Here is a 1,647-nt window from a genome sequence, read left to right as displayed (position 1 = left end):
TCGAACCCCTCCAGCAGCAGCGCCGCCACTGCAGTGGCGGCGAAACAGGCGAGGCTGGCCCACAGATAGGCCGGCGCTCGGCTCGGGGACAAACCGGCCTCTGGCTTGTCCGCAGGTGCCGGGCGCCGGCTCAAGGGCCCGTTGGCGATCACGATCTGGTCGATTTCCGGATGCTGGCGGCTGATGCGATCGCTCACCGACTGATGCCAGAACTGCCAGACCTTGCGCGGGTAATGGCCCAGCACCAGGCGGTTGGCATTGTGCTCACGGGCGCAGGCCACCAGGGCCTCGGCCACGTCCATGCCAGGCAGGGTCGCAGTCTCGGCGCCGAACTCGGCGGCCAGGGCCAGGGTCCTCATCGCCGCCGCATAACGACCGGCGCCACGGCCCTTGCGTTGCGCCGAAGCCACATGCACGACGATCCAGTCGGCTTCGAGTTTCTGCGCCAGGCGTGCCGCTTCGCGCACCAGGCGTTCGTCCGCCGGGTCGCCGGCGATCCCCACCAGCAGCCGCTCCCGGGCCGGCCACAGGGCATTGATCGAGCGCTCGCGGCGATAGTCGCGCATTTGCGCATCGACCCGGTCGGCGGTGCGACGCAGGGTCAGCTCGCGCAGGGCCAACAGGTTGCCCTTGCGAAAGAAATTGCGTGAAGCACGCTCGGCCTGGGGCCCCATGTAGACCTTGCCATCCTTGAGGCGGCGTAGCAGGTCATCCGGCGGCAGGTCGATCACCAGCACTTCGTGGGCCTCATCGAACAGGTGATCGGGCACCGTCTCGCGCACGCGGATGCCGATGATGCCGCTGACGATGTCGTTGAGGCTTTCCAGGTGCTGGACGTTGAGGGTGGTCCAAACATCGATGCCGGCCCGCAGCAATTCCTCCACGTCCTGCCAGCGCTTGGGATGGCGCGAGCCGGGCACGTTGCTGTGGGCCAGCTCGTCCACCAGCAGCACCGCCGGGTGCCGCGCCAGGGCGGCATCCAGGTCGAACTCCGGCAAGGCGTAGTCGCGGTGCATCAGGCGGTGGCGCTCCAGCACTTGCAGCCCTTGCAGCAGCTCGGCGGTTTCCCGCCGGCCATGGGTTTCCACCACCCCGGCCACCACGTCGCGGCCCTGGGCCACTTCGTTGCGCGCCGCGGTGAGCATGGCGCAGGTCTTGCCGACTCCGGCGTTGGAACCGAAATAGATCCGCAGTTTGCCCCGTTGGGCCGCTTGCTCGTCCTGCTGCAGTTTTTCCAGCAGCGCATCGGGATCGGGGCGACCGTCGCGGGGCGGCATGTCAGCATCGAGAACAGCCATGTGCATCCTTAAATGGACAAGGCGGCACTCGAAAGAGCGCCGCCTTGCAAGTCCCTGTCAAACCAGGCCAAGCCCGGCCAGCAGCATGTCGATCAGCTTGATCCCGGCAAAGGGTACCAGCACCCCGCCCAGTCCGTAGATCAGCAGGTTGCGGTTAAGCAAGGCCGCCGCGCCGATGGACCGGTACTTCACCCCCTTGAGCGCCAGGGGGATGAGGAACACGATGATCAGCGCGTTGAAGATCACCGCACTGAGAATCGCCGAGTTCGGGCTGTTCAGGTGCATCACGTTCAGCGCCGCCAGTTGCGGGTAAGTGGCGACGAAGGCGGCCGGTACGATAGCAAAATAC

General features: G+C 66.6%; 1 protein-coding gene and 1 pseudogene. Both read right to left on the bottom strand.

Annotated features, from left to right (window positions below):
- The coding region (locus tag BLX41_RS35770; protein ID WP_404942778.1) for a universal stress protein at positions 1 to 1,298 on the bottom strand (1,298 nt) is incomplete at its 3' end.
- A gap of 57 nt (positions 1,299 to 1,355) precedes the next feature.
- Positions 1,356 to 1,647: pseudogene (locus BLX41_RS35765) on the bottom strand (potassium-transporting ATPase subunit B); the annotation flags it as partial.

Origin of the sequence: Pseudomonas protegens (assembly GCF_003732485.1) — a bacterium.
GTDB lineage: Bacteria > Pseudomonadota > Gammaproteobacteria > Pseudomonadales > Pseudomonadaceae > Aquipseudomonas > Aquipseudomonas protegens_B.
This window is presented reverse-complemented; position numbering and strand designations above follow the sequence as displayed.